Source organism: Burkholderia sp. SRS-W-2-2016 (assembly GCF_001931485.1).
Taxonomy (GTDB): Bacteria; Pseudomonadota; Gammaproteobacteria; order Burkholderiales; family Burkholderiaceae; genus Paraburkholderia.
This window is the reverse complement of record NZ_MSDV01000023.1, coordinates 164,592-177,294: the sequence shown is the minus strand read 5'-3', so window position 1 is coordinate 177,294 and position 12,703 is coordinate 164,592. Positions and strand designations below refer to the sequence as shown.

Annotated in this window: 10 protein-coding genes; 2 read left to right on the top strand and 8 right to left on the bottom strand. The window is 63.2% G+C overall.

Going from position 1 to position 12,703, the window contains the following annotated elements; all coding sequences use genetic code 11:
• Positions 1-394: 394 nt before the first annotated feature.
• Positions 395-1,378 carry a hypothetical protein gene (locus tag BTH42_RS11550; protein ID WP_143752017.1) on the top strand — a complete coding sequence of 328 codons (984 nt, stop codon included), beginning with the start codon at positions 395-397 and terminating at the stop codon, positions 1,376-1,378.
• Positions 1,379-1,504: 126 nt separating this feature from the next.
• Positions 1,505-2,827, top strand: coding sequence for an MFS transporter (locus BTH42_RS11545; protein ID WP_075299245.1), 1,323 nt, complete (start codon positions 1,505-1,507; stop codon positions 2,825-2,827).
• A 124-nt stretch (positions 2,828-2,951) separates the two neighbouring features.
• On the opposite strand, the gene BTH42_RS11540 is transcribed toward BTH42_RS11545, so the two are convergent.
• The 8 genes from BTH42_RS11540 to BTH42_RS11505 all read right to left on the bottom strand — a co-directional run bounded on the left by BTH42_RS11540 (position 2,952) and on the right by BTH42_RS11505 (position 12,691).
• Positions 2,952-4,910 carry a hypothetical protein gene (locus BTH42_RS11540; protein ID WP_256701970.1) on the bottom strand — a complete coding sequence of 653 codons (1,959 nt, stop codon included), beginning with the start codon at positions 4,908-4,910 and terminating at the stop codon, positions 2,952-2,954.
• A gap of 63 nt (positions 4,911-4,973) precedes the next feature.
• The gene (locus BTH42_RS11535; protein ID WP_075299241.1) at positions 4,974-5,870 is read right to left on the bottom strand and encodes a phosphate ABC transporter substrate-binding protein; all 897 of its coding nucleotides are present in this window, start codon (positions 5,868-5,870) and stop codon (positions 4,974-4,976) included.
• Between the two features lie 28 nt (positions 5,871-5,898).
• Positions 5,899-7,446, bottom strand: a complete 1,548-nt coding sequence (locus BTH42_RS11530; RefSeq protein ID WP_075299239.1) for an acetolactate synthase large subunit — start codon at positions 7,444-7,446, stop codon at positions 5,899-5,901.
• Positions 7,447-8,304, bottom strand: coding sequence for an HpcH/HpaI aldolase/citrate lyase family protein (locus tag BTH42_RS11525; RefSeq protein WP_075299237.1), 858 nt, complete (start codon positions 8,302-8,304; stop codon positions 7,447-7,449). It lies immediately after the preceding gene.
• 45 nt (positions 8,305-8,349) lie between these two features.
• The gene (locus BTH42_RS11520; RefSeq protein ID WP_075299235.1) at positions 8,350-9,336 is read right to left on the bottom strand and encodes a protocatechuate 3,4-dioxygenase; all 987 of its coding nucleotides are present in this window, start codon (positions 9,334-9,336) and stop codon (positions 8,350-8,352) included.
• A gap of 37 nt (positions 9,337-9,373) precedes the next feature.
• A complete protein-coding gene (locus tag BTH42_RS11515; RefSeq protein WP_075299233.1) occupies positions 9,374-10,654 on the bottom strand; it encodes an MFS transporter in 1,281 nt (426 codons plus the stop codon).
• Positions 10,655-10,741: 87 nt separating this feature from the next.
• Complete coding sequence (locus tag BTH42_RS11510; protein ID WP_075299231.1) at positions 10,742-11,593, bottom strand: amidohydrolase; 852 nt, start codon at positions 11,591-11,593, stop codon at positions 10,742-10,744.
• A gap of 72 nt (positions 11,594-11,665) precedes the next feature.
• Positions 11,666-12,691 carry an amidohydrolase family protein gene (locus tag BTH42_RS11505; protein ID WP_075299229.1) on the bottom strand — a complete coding sequence of 342 codons (1,026 nt, stop codon included), beginning with the start codon at positions 12,689-12,691 and terminating at the stop codon, positions 11,666-11,668.
• Positions 12,692-12,703 lie beyond the last annotated feature (12 nt).

Genomic DNA, 12,703 nt, shown 5'->3' with positions numbered 1-12,703 from the left:
TCACGGAAACCGGGAATTTTTCCGATCATTTCGGCGCGTGGGCCGAATTCTCTTTATACATACGTAGGCCTAAATTTAATGCGCGAATAGGCCCGCTTATTTTTCGCATTGCAACTGCGCACCCGCGGATTAAAAAAATGCCAGCGAATCTAACTTTTGTGTAAAGGCGCCCGCGCGACCATCCCATACCATCTGTCTCACACAAATAAATTACCGACGGAGACAGCCCACCCCAGTCAATCCGGCGCACCACGCCACGCATCCGCATTTCCCCTGGCCTTCTACAGAAAACGTACGCCGACCGGTTCAAGCCGGCATCGCGTATCAGGCCCCCGCTCGTCCTCGAGAAACGTCTAACGGCAACGGGGCTGAAAAAAACCATATGGACGGAGACATGAAGAAGATTCCCCCTGCTTTGCGCAAGTCGCTGCTCGGCGCGGCCCTGTTCTGCTGCTTGAGCGAATTCAGTCATGCCGAAGTATTCAGCCCGCCGAACGCGTCGCCGGCCTCGCCCACGCAGCAGCCTCTCGTCACGCAACCGAACGCCAACGCGCCGCTCGAAGCCCCCGATCTGAAATCGGCCGAGCAACTGGGCGCGCCGCCGGTGTCGTGGAACGACACCTATATCGGCTATCGCTATGGCAGCAACTTCCACTACCCCGGCGTCCCGGAGAAGGTCGCGCAGAACATCGGCTATCTGACCACGATCGGCGGTTTCCGCTTCGGCAGCTACGCGTTCAATGTCGACTATCTGGTGTCGAACTCGGCCAACCCGGAAGCCGGCGGTCCGTCCAACGGCGGCGCGCAGGAGGTCTACAGCGTCGGCCGGGTCACGCTGAGCGCCGGCAAGATTCTCGGCCGGCCGGTGGGGATCGGTGTGATTCGCGACGTCGGCATGACCGTCGGCTATGAATTCGGCGTGAAGAACGACTCTTTCGCGCAACGCGCGCGGATGCTCGTGCTGGGGCCGACGGTCGAGTTCAAATTGCCGCGCGGCTTCCTGAACTTCACCGCCGGGGTGCGCACCGAAAGCAATCACAACGGCATTGTCGGCGCCGACGTGCATTTCAATCCCGCATGGCACCTCGAAAGCTCGTGGCTGTTCCCGTTCCGCGCGGGTCCGGTGCCGTTGATGTTCCGCGGCTTCGCGAGCGTGACCGGACCGAAGGGCAAGGACGGCTTCGGCGTCGAAACCACCACGGAATTTCTCACGCGCATGTCGCTGCTCGCCGATCTCGGCTCGTTCATCGGCCATCCGCGCGCGTTTTACGCGGGGCTCGGCTACGAGTACTGGTATCACATGTACGGCACGCCGACTCACGCGGCGGTCAGCACGATCACGTCGGCACCGATGGTGATGGCGGAAATTCATTTCTGAGCGCGAGTGCCAGTGAAATAAACCGGTTGAATAGGACCGGTTGAATGAAACCAGACTTCGGCGGCCCGCCATAGCGGGCCGCCGAAGTTCGTTTAACGGCCCCGCCACGACACGGAAGTCGCCACGATGAAACTCGCACTCCGCCCCGACTCACGCACCGAGAACCCGTGGGCGATCCTCGTGCTGCTCGCACTCGGCCTGATGATCTCGTTCGTCGATCGCACGAGCCTGTCCGCCGCGCTCGCGGACCGGCATTTCGTGCGCGAATTCGCGTTGACCAGCGTCGAGCGCGGCTGGCTCAATTCGGCGGTGTTCTGGTCGTATGGTGTCGTGCAGATGCCGATGGGCTGGATCGTCGATCGTTACGGCGTCAAATGGCCGTACGCGCTGTGCTTCGTGCTGTGGTGTCTCGCCGCCGCGGCGACCGGGATGGTAACGACGCTGGCCGCGTTGATCGCGATGCGTCTCATGATCGGCGTCGCCGAGTCGGTCGTCGTGCCGGCCACTTATCGCTATCTGGCCGACCACTTCGCGGAAACGCAGAAAGGCACCGCGCTCGGCATTTTTTCGATCGGCGGCAAGATGGGTCCGGCGCTCGGCGCACCGATCGCCGCGTGGATCATCGTCAATCATTCGTGGCGGGCGATGTTCGTCGCGACCGGCCTGATCGGTTTGCTGTGGCTGCTGCCGTGGCTCGTGATGGTCCGCAACGACTATCCGTCGCGCGAAGCACTCGCGGTCGCGAAGCGGCGCGCCGCGTCGGTCCCGCTGAAAAATCTTCTGGTCAGTCCAGTCGTGTGGGGCGGGCTCGTCAATAACTTCTGCTACAGCTATTTCGCGTTCTATTGCATGACGTGGATGCCCGCCTATCTGGTCGAGCAACGCGGTCTTTCGCTGGAAAAATCCGGACTCTATACGTTCTTCAGTTTTGCCGGCATCGCGATCGTCGCGGCGCTCGCCGGTTGGAGCGCGGACCGGCTGATCGCGCGCGGCCACGATGCGGTGCTCGTGCGTAAATGCTTTATCGTCGCCGGCTTTATCGGCGGCACCACGGTACTGCTCGGCGCGTATGCGCCGACGCTGCGCATCGCGTTGTTCTGGAATGTAGTGTCGTTGTCGCTGCTCGGCCTGGTCACCGCCAATACGCTCGCGCTATGCAAGCTCACGTTGATTCCGAAACAGGCGGTCGGTCTGAATACCGGTTTGCAACAGGTGGCCGCGAGTCTCGCCGGCGGCGTCTCCGCGAGTCTGTCCGGCTGGCTGCTGCATATCGGCGGCAGCTACGAATGGCCGATGCGGGCGATCTTCGTTTTTCTGCTGACCGGCGCGACGAGTACGGTTGTGCTGCTGCGGCGCGAATGGGCGCCGAAAGTCAACGATATGAACAATGAAGCGCAGCTCACGCAAGCCGATGCCTCCGCCGGCGGGCGCCGCGAAATCCGCGAATAAAGGAACCGCGAAGCCGGCTTCGACGATCATCTGGTCAAGCCGGTCGAGCAGGCGGCGTTGCAGCGGAGTCTGGGACACGCGCGGGGCGGCTGAAGCTCACCCCGCGCGCGATGCTTCGGAGGCCTTACTGCTTCGGGATATACAACGGCATCGAATCTTCCCAGACCGTATCGGTGATCGCATGCCGGTCGCTGCCGTCCGCGTTCATCACCCAGTTCTGACCATCCGGCTGGAACGTATCGTCGTACAGCGAAAGCTCGTCGCGGAACCCGTACTCGCCGGAGCTGTACGCGATGCGGTTATCCCACGTCCATGTCGCGTGCGCCTGGTTCGAGCCCTGCGGCGTCAGGCGCCGCACGTCCGTGCCGTCCGGGTTGATCGTGTACACGTCGTAGTGGAACTTGTTAGTATCGCCAGGATTGATCTCCTTGCGCGTGAACACGATCTTCGTGCCGTCCGGCGACCAGCCCGGCAAGTTATCCGGCTCGGTGGTCAGCACCGTGCTCTGGTGCGTGGCCAGATCGAGAATCCGCAGCCCCTTGTCCTGCTCGCTCCACACCCGGTACACAATCCGCGTGCCGTCCGGCGAATAGCTCGGAAAACCCGCGTTTTCCTTGCCGTCGGTCAGAATCTCCGGCTTGCCGTCCATGCTGCCGTCGGCCTTGATGCGCATGATGCGGCCCGGCATGTGGTCGCGCATGAAGAACCAGCCGCCCACGCCGAACGCGACCCATTGCTTGTCCGGCGACCATGTCGGCTGGAACGCGCCCGCCAACCCCATCTTGATCAATTTCGGTTCGAGGCCACTGGTGAGCGGATCGTAGATATGACGCGCGTCGCTGAAGTCGGTATTGGCGACCACGATCGACGAGCCGACCGCCTTCTCCGTGTACACGAGCGATTTACCGTCGCGCGAGAGCTGCGGGAACACGTCGACGAAACGGTAGTTCCACTGCGGATCGAAACTGAACAGCTTCGTACCGTTCGGATGGAACGGCTTGCCGTACACGACCTTTTCGTAGACGACCTGCTTGCCGTCCGCCGAATAATGCGGCGAGCGGATGCCGCTGCCCGCGGTCGCGCGCGCGTGGCCGTCCGTCGTAAATAGCCCTTCCTGCGCGCCGTTCTTGATGTGATACGCGACGTTGCTCGCGCCGACGAATTGCGGAAACACCTTGAATCCCGGCGTATTCGTCAGTTCGGTGCGCGCGCCCGACGCGACGTCCACCTGCACGAGTTGCGTGCTGACCTTGCCGATTGCCTCGGGACGATGCGCGCCCCACGTCGATTCGACCGGCGTCTCGTAGAACACCACCCGCTTGCCGTCCGCCGACCACGCGGGCGAGCCCTGTGCATAACCGGCGCGCGCGCTGATCTGCTTAAAACCCGAGCCGTCCGGATGAATCTCGTAGATCGCGCTTTCCTGCGTGCGCTCCCAACCGACCGGCAAATTATGGCCGCGCCAGTCGGTGCCGAGATCCGACGACAACGCAATCCATTTGCCATCCGGCGACCACGACGGCCGGAAGAAACTGTGCGGCTTATCGGCGTCGAACTTGAGGTCGCCGGTCACGTTATGCAGCGCGCCGGTCTTCAGATTCAGCGTCCAGATATTCGTGGTGCCCCACGTATCGCGCTCGCGCCGCGACGACACGAACGCAATCAGATTCGGATCGGCCGGATTGAAGACTGCCGCATCGCTGATGCCGATCGAGTCGGTCAGCCGTTGCAGTCCCGTGCCGTCCGCGCGCACGCGATACAGGCTCGCGTGACCGAGGCCGTCGCGCTCCGACGTGAACACGATCCATTTGCCGTCCGGCGAAAACGAGCCGTGATAGTCGAAGCCGTCGGACGGCAGCAGCCGGTGTTCGTTGCTGCCGTCGGCATTGGCGATATATAGCTCGGAAGTGGTCGGGCCGATCCGGTAGATCAGCAGGTCGCCTTTGGTGGCCGTTACGGTTGCAGTCGCCGTCGCGGCGCCCGCCGCCGGCACGAATGCGGCGGCAATAGCCGCGGCAATCGCGAGGCCGGACAGAACTTTCGTTTTTATCTGCAGTGAAGCACGCACAGTACTAGTCTCCATTTTTAGTCTTCATCGGCGCCGGACCGGCAGCGCGGCCGGCGCTTATCACTCGTGGCCTCACGCTCAGCCGAGGCTGCCGGTCACGTCGTCGAACAGCTCGTCGACCGACAGACGATGCGGCAGGATCTTCTGATCCAATGCCCAATCGATCGCCAGTTGCAGGCCCTTGCGGTTCTGCTCCAGACCGATCGGCGGAAACACCGCCGGCGTGCCGCCTTCGGTTTGCGCGCGGCTCTCCACGATCATCCGGTACAGCTCACGCACGATATCCGGGCGCGCTTTCGACAGTTCTTCATGAACGACGAACATATGATTGACCGGCACCACGCCTTCACGCGCGAACCACGCTTTGGCCGCGTTCTGCGCATCGGGCACCAGCGTGCGCACGCGCGCATCCTTCGGCATGTCCTCGCCGAGCAATGCCGCGGCGAGTTCTCCGTTCATCATCATCTGCGGAATCGACGAACCGGCCGGCAGGCGCACGCAGTTGTTCGGATCGCGGTACTCGGAAAGGTGGCCGTCGCCGAGCGTCATCCACGTGACCTTGTCGAGATCGACGCCGTATTCGTGGCGCAGAATGCCGCGAATCCACAGCGCGGTGGTCTGCGTGTAGGTGCGCACGCCAACCTTTTTCCCTTCGATATCCTTAGGGTCGAGATGGCCGAAGTCGATATTGAAGCCCGCGCAATGATGCTGGAAACGCCCCGAGATCGGTGCCGGCAGCAGCACGTACGGCTTGCCGTACGCCTTCGCCTGCAGGAACGTGACGATCGCGAGTTCGCCCGCGTCGAACGCGTTCTCGCGCACCATCGCCTTGAAGCCGTTATGCGCGGGCGTCGGTCCGCAGAAGTCGAGTTTCGCGAGGTCGGTACTCACGCGGCCGTCGCGCAGCGCTTTGGTCACCGGATATTCGGCCAGATTGACGCGCAGCGTCGGCGCCGTGGTTTGCGTCGTGGTCATGGATATCGATCCTTATGCTTGAATGAAATTACAGTCTCACCTCGATGAGACACGGGCCGGCCGCGTGCACCGAATCGCTCATCGCCTTGTGGAAAGCGTCCGCGCTGTCGACCGCGACCGCCGGCACGCCCATGCTCTTCGCCATCGCGAGCCAGTCGATCCGTGGACGGTCGATATCGATCATCGCGAGCGCGCGTTCGCCCGGCGCGCCGGCGCCCATGTTCGCGTACTCGGCCTTCAGGATTGCGTAGCTGTTGTTGGCGAAAATGATCGTCGTGATGTTCAGACCTTCGCGCGCCTGGGTCCACAGCGACTGGATCGTGTACATCGCGCTGCCGTCGCCGACCATGCAGAACACCCGCCGCTCCGGACATGCGAGCGCGGCGCCTGTCGCGACAGGGGTGCCATAACCGATCGAGCCGCCCATGTTGTTGATCAGATCGTGGCGCGCGGCGCCGACGGTCAGACCCATCGTCTCGCGCCCGGTGGTCAGCGACTCGTCGACGAGGATGCAGTCCTCGGGCAACGCGGCGGCCAGTGCCTGCGCGATGCTCGCCGGCGTCAATGCGCCACTCGGCGCGACCGCGTCCGCGCGCTGCTGCAACACGGCCGGCGTATGCGCTGCGTTCAAAGCGTCGACCAGCATTTCGAGCGCGGCGGTGCCGTCCTCGCCGGTTTCGGCGAGCGCGTGCACCGTGGTGCCGGGCGCTTTCAGCAGACTCGGTTTGTCCGGATAACTGAAGAATGCGACCGGCTCGGTGGTCTCGACCGTGATGATGTGGCGAAAGCCTTTCAGATAATCGACCGCCGCATTGACCGCGTACGGAATCCGTTCGAGCGTCACGCGTCCCGCGCCGCGTTCGATCCGCGCGCTGAAGAACTGCGTCGCGAGACGGCAGCCGCTGGCCGCCTTCAGCTTGCCCGCCAGTTCGAGCGCGCGGCCGCGGGTGGCGCGGCCGGCCAGCACGATCAGCGCGGGCTCGCCCGAGCGCAATACCTGGGCGATATGCTCGACGCGGGCGGCGTCGGGCTTGCGTGGCTGAATAACCGCCGGCTCCGGCACCGAGACCTTCTCGCCGGCCTCCTGCCACGACGCATCGCCGGGCAGGATCAGCGTGGCGATTTGCCCCGGATACTCGCTGGCTTTATCGACCGCGGCGGCGACGTCCCACGCGACCGCGCGCGACGACTCGACCCGCCGTACCCAATGACTGAGCGGGCGCGCGAGCCCTTCGATATCCGACATCAACGGCGGATCGTATTTCAGATGCGCAGCCGAATGCTCGCCGACGATATTGACCATGCCCGACGACGCGCGCCGCGCATTGTGAATATTCGCGAGCCCGTTCGCGAGTCCGGGCCCGAGATGCAGCAGCGTCGACGCGGGCGTGTCCTTCATCCGGTAGTAGCCGTCGGCGGCGCCGGTGCACACGCCTTCGAACAGACACAGCACGCTGCGCATGCGCGGGTTTTCGAGCGCCTTCAGAAAATGCATTTCCGACGTACCCGGATTCGCGAAGCAGATATCGACGCCGCGTTCGGTCAGCGTGTCGACGAGGCTTTCGGCTCCATTCATTTAGTACCCCGCCATCTCGCGCGCCATGCCGACCACGCCATAGCTGCGCAGCGGCGCCGACATCAGGAAGCGGTAACCCTCTTCGATCAGCCGCTTGTGATTCTTCGCGTTCACGTGCGGATTGCCGACCACCACGTTGTGCTTGTGGCAGGTAGCCACGATCTGGCGCATCGCGTCGACCACTTCCGGATGTTCATAGTCGCGCGGATGGCCGAGCTGCTGGCTCAAGTCGCCTTCGCCGATCAGAATGAAACCGATGCCCGGCACGTTCGAGAGAATGTCGTCGAGGTTCTCGATCGCCTCGGTGCTTTCGCACATCAGGCCGACGAGAATCTCCCCTTCCGGCGCGAGCGGCCACACGTCGGCCTTGCGGTAGTAGTCTGCCATGCTGAGGCCCCAGTAGCGCGATGCGGTTGCCGGGCCGTCGCCGCGCACACCCTTCGGCTCGTACAGCGGCGCGTTTTTGGGCCGCGCATAGCGGCACGACGCGACCGCGTTATATGCCTGCTCGACGGTCGAAATATGCGGCCACACCACGCCATACACGCCGCGATCGAGTACCTGCTTCGCGAATGCCTGATTCATTTCCGCGCCGTTGGCCGGAATCCGCGCGATCGGCGTCACGCGCGGCGCAACCGAACCCGCTTCGACGATCGCCTTGCGATTGAGCATGTACTGCAATGCGTCACCGAGGGCGCTCACGTCGTACGGGTTGTGCTCCATTTCGAACACGATGCCGTCGTACGGCGCGTCGCTCATGTCGATCGCGGTCTGCTTGTCGAGCTTCGAAAATGCGGTGAATGCGGGCTTGCCGGATTCGAACGCGCGAATGATCCCATTGAGGCGGTTATCGCTCATGATGTGTTTCTCTCGTGAATAGCGGATAAAGCTGGACTTGCCTGCTCAGTCGGCGGCTTTCCAGTACATGAAGCCCATTCCTTCGCCGGTGCCGGCCGGCGTGCGCCAGCACGGCACGTAATCGACCAGCGTCATTTCCGCGCCGGTTTCCTGCACCGCTTTCATCACGCTGACGTACAGCTTGATTTCGGAAGTACCCGACTGGTACGAACGGTTGTCGACCGCCGCGAGACCGTCGTAGTCGTACTCGGCCAGCATCTTCATGATGCGGTGATCGAACTCTTCGTCATTGACGAAATGCGACAGCCCGCCCGACGCGAAAATGCCGACCCGCACATCGTCCGGCCACGCATTGAGCGCGTCGCGCAGTACCCGGCCGAATTCGATGCATCGCGACATCGAAGGCTGGGTCGGCGGATAGAAGCAGTTCATGATCACCGGCACGTGCGGCGGCGGGTTGTCGCCCATGATCTGGTGATAGACGAAGCTGTACGCGTGCGGCACCACCGGGTACTCGGGCAACGGTTTCATCCACACGTTGTCGGGCCACGCGAACAGATCGGTCAGATCGAAGTTCTCTTTCTGGAAGTACTCGATCAGGTAAGTCGCCAACTTCGGATGACAGTCGTGCGTGACGTGATGATCGGGCGCGTACACCGACCGTTGCGGCGGACCGTTGTGCACTTGCGCGCCGCTATAGATCGCGATCGACGGCGAGAAGTCGGTGAAGATCTCCTTCTGGTCCTTGCCGAGAATGATCGCGACGTCGATCTTCGCTTCGCGGTACGCGGCGGCCATCGTGTCGAGCGCGCTGCGGCAGCGCGCGGCGCGCGCGGTGCGTTCTTCGAGGGTCAGGTACGGCTCGAACGCCGCTTCGCGATGCGCTTCCAGTTCCGGGTAGGTCCACGTGCGATTGCGGAACCACAACTGCGGATTATTGCGGTCGCGCTCGCCGTTCTTGAGCCAGTCTTCCGGTGCCTGACCCAGCATGCCGCTGTGCGGCACCGCCATCCCGAATACGATTTTCGCCATGTGTGTTTCTCAGTGAATTGATGTGTGCGCAGGCCGTTCAGGCCTGCCGTAGCGTGTTCGGTGCGTCGGTCACCTTCGGCGACCATTCGGGGCGATACAGAAAAATCGTGGCCAGCGCGCCGACGATCAGGAATCCCAGGATCACCATCATCGGCATCGTGTAGCTGCCGCTCACGTGCAGCAGCCAGCCGGACAAACTCGCGGCCACCCCGCCCGCGAGACTGGTCGCGAGTTGCTGCACGCCGGTGACGAGGCCGATTGCCTGACGCGGAATCAACGTCAGCCGCGACAGCACGAGGTTGTTCGCGGTGACGAAGCCCAGCAGCGACAGCGACAGCACATTCCAGAACAGCGCCATCTGCAAAGTCGGTGCATACGCGCCGAGCAGCACGCTGCAGCCGCCGATGAAGCCGGTCACCGTGAACGCCTTGCGCACCAGGATCGGATCCTTGCCGCGCGCGATGATCAGGTCGGCCGCCGAGCCCGCCAGCGCCGCGACGATCGCGATACCGGCGAAGCTGAAGAACGTGAACAGCCCCGAACGCGTGATCGACAGACCGCGTTGCTCGACCAGATAAGCCGGCATCCACGTCATGCAGTAGAACGTGAAGTAGCCGTAGCAGAAGTTCGTGATCATTCCGCCCCACACCACCGGACTCGACAGGATGTTCGCGAGCGTCACCGTGCGGGCGCTGCGGCTCGCCTGCGAGAGCTGCTCTTTCGACGGCAGATCGTTGCGCACCATCAGCAGCCACGGCGCGAGCCACAGCAGGCCGATCAGACCGGTCGCGATGAACATCAGCTTCCACGAGTACGTGACGATGATCCACGCGGCGATCGGCGCGCCCAGCGCGGGGCCGAACTTGTTGCCCATCGCCAGCAGGCCGACCGCGAGACCGTTCTGCCGCTCGTCGAAGTTGTTGCGGATCCAGCGGTAGCTGGCCGGAATCACGATCGCCTCGGCCACGCCGACGATCAGCCGCATCAGCACCAGCGCGCCGAGCGTCGTCACGAGGCCCATCAACGCGGTCGCGATGCACCACAGCGCGAAGCTGATCGCATACGGCCATTTGACGCCGTAGCGGTCGGCGACCCAGCCCATCGGCACCTGAAACAGCCCATACGACCAGAAGAACGCCGCGTTGATCCAGCCGCGATCGATGTCGCTCAGCGCGAAGTGCCGCACGAAAGCCGGATCGGCCAGCGTCGACGAAATGCTGGTGCGATCGACAAACGAAATCAGCACGCCGAGCGCCAGCAGCGCGAGCACCGCCCAGCGGTTCACGCTGCCGCGCGGTTCGGATTTGCCTGTCTCCATCTGTTTGTTCTCTTCGGTTGGTTTGATTGCCGCGAGGCGGCCGCCGCTGAATTTTGCTCAGTCGCGCCCGGCCGCCTTCGCCCGCTATCAGGCGAGCGCCGGATACAACTGCCGCGCGGTCTTGCCAAAAATCCATTCGCGGTCCGTATCATTCAGGCACGCGAGCCCCGCTTGCGCGGTCGCGAGAATTTCCGCGAGCGTACCCGGCGAAGTCGGATAGTTCGAACCCCACGCGAGCCGCTGCGCGCCGAATGCTTCGACCACGCGCGGGAAAAACGTCTCCGCGCTCGCCTTCTCTTTCTTCACGTCGCCGAAAATGCGCGGCGTCAGCTTCATGTAAAGATTCGGCAGATCGGCCAGCTCGAACAGGCTCGCCGCGTTCGCGTACGGCGGCCCGTCGAGCACGTCGGGACGGCCGAGGTGATCGAGGATGATGTTCACGCGCGGAAACTTCTCCGCCAGCATACGCACTTGCGGCAGCCCGATCGGGCCGGTCTGGATGCACATCGGCAGCGCCAGTTCGGCGAGCGCTTCCCACGCGCGGAACGACTTCGGATTGTCGAGTTCGCTCGGATCGAAATCCTTGGTCGAGCCGCCGGTGAAAATCCGCAGACCCGCGAGGCCCTTGCCGGCCCAGCCTTTAATCACCGCGGGAACATCGTCGGCCAGCATATCGACCGAACCGACCGCCACCAGCCGGTCCTTGTACTGATTGCAGCCGTCCACCACGTAGCTATTGTCGAAACCATAGGTCGTCGACGAATGAACCACGGCAGCCTTCGCGACGCCGGCCGCGTCCATCGACGCGATCAGCGTCTCGACCGTGGTCGGCCGTTCCTGCGACCAGTCCGAGCGCTTGCCGAACAACGGCGCGGGCGGATAGCGCTTTTCGTCGTCGGAGATGATGTGCGGGTGAATATCAACGATTGAGGAAGTCATGAATGCCTCGGTAGCTTGCTCATGGCGAGCGGCTGCGCGCCGCCCGCGTTTGCGCGGTCAATGTTCGCGCGCTTATTTTCCGCGCGCCTTCAGCCGTGCATCGAGGCGCGGATAGACTCGCCGTGCATTACCTTCGAAGATCTTGTAACGGTCTTCGCCGCTCAACGCCGCGCAGCTGTCCAGATAGCGCTTGGTGTCGTCGAAGTAATGACCGGTGGCCGGATCCTTGCCGCGCACCGCGCCGATCATCTCCGAGCCGAACAGCACGTTATCGGCCGGAATCACCTTGGTCAGCAGTTCGACGCCCGGCTGGTGATACACGCACGAGTCGAAGAAGATATTGTTTAGCAATCCTTCCAGCGGACGCTCGCGCATTTCCAGCGACATCCCGCGATAACGGCCCCAGTGATACGGCACCGCGCCGCCGCCGTGCGGAATCACCAGCCGCAGCGTCGGGAAATCCTTGAACAGGTCCGATTGCAGAATCTGCATGAACACCGAAGTATCCGCATTCAGATAATGCGCGCCGGTGCCGTGAAAACACGGGTTGCACGATGCGGCGACGTGAATCATCGCGGGCACATCGAGATCGACCAGCGCTTCGTACAGCGGATACCACTCGCGGTCGGTCACCGGCTTGCCGGTCCAGTAGCCGCCGCTCGGGTCCGGATTCAGGTTACAGCCCACAAAACCGAGCTGTTCGACACAGCGGCGCAACTCGGCAATCGAATTGGCCGGCGCGGCGCCCGGCGATTGCGGCAACTGACAGACCGGCGCGAAATTGTCCGGATACAGTTCGGTCACGCGGTACACGAGGTCGTTCGACACTTCGGCCCATTCGAGGCTCGTGCGTTCGTTGCCGAGGTGATGGCTCATCAGGCCGGCGATCGGCGAGAACAGCGTCAGGTCGCTGCCGCGCTCGCGCTGCAGTTTCAGCTGACCGTTGCCGATCGCTTCGCGAATCTCGTCGTCGCTGACATAAGCGCCGTCACGCGACGGCGCGTTGGCCGGGTCGTTCGCGAATTCGACCTGTTTCGCGCGCCATGCGCGAAAGGATGCGGGCACGGTCGTGAAGTGACCGTGGCAATCGATAATCATGGTGTCTCCGTT